The 453-nt window shown below is 41.5% G+C and carries 1 protein-coding gene; it reads right to left on the reverse strand.

Annotated elements, in window-relative coordinates; all coding sequences use genetic code 11:
• The coding region (locus GFC01_RS18150) for a condensation domain-containing protein (protein ID WP_243137695.1) at nt 1–453 on the reverse strand (453 nt) is incomplete at both ends.

Below are 453 nucleotides of genomic sequence, written 5' to 3' on the forward strand. Positions count from 1 at the left end.
GTATTGAAGCAAGCCATAGCCGATTCCCTTTTGCGGCACAGCTCTTAAGGTTTCTTTGACATCTTTGATTTGTCTCTCAATATCGGTTTGAATAAAAGGAATAAAAATAGGATAAGAGCTTGTAAACCATCCGACTGTTCGTGACAAATCCATCTGTTCAAATAAATCCTCGCGTCCGTGCCCTTCTAATGTTATGAGCAGCGGCTTTCCAACGGCTTGCGTGAGTCCGGATAAGAGTAAATCGTTTACCTCTGTTCGGTACGCTTGTGATGCCTGCCTTAGTAAAATATCTGTTTGATCCTTCGTCAATTGAATAGACAAAATCTCTGCATGTTCTTCTATATTGAAAAGTGCGGGTGTTTGAAAAGGAGAACCCTCTTCCTCTTGGCTCGTGATCTTTTGCCAAAAAGGAACCTGCTCTTGTAATTGATCGGTTTGTGCGTATTCATAAAG

Source organism: Desulfofundulus thermobenzoicus, from assembly GCF_009428905.1.
In the GTDB taxonomy this organism is placed as follows: domain Bacteria; phylum Bacillota; class Desulfotomaculia; order Desulfotomaculales; family Desulfovirgulaceae; genus Desulfofundulus_A; species Desulfofundulus_A thermobenzoicus.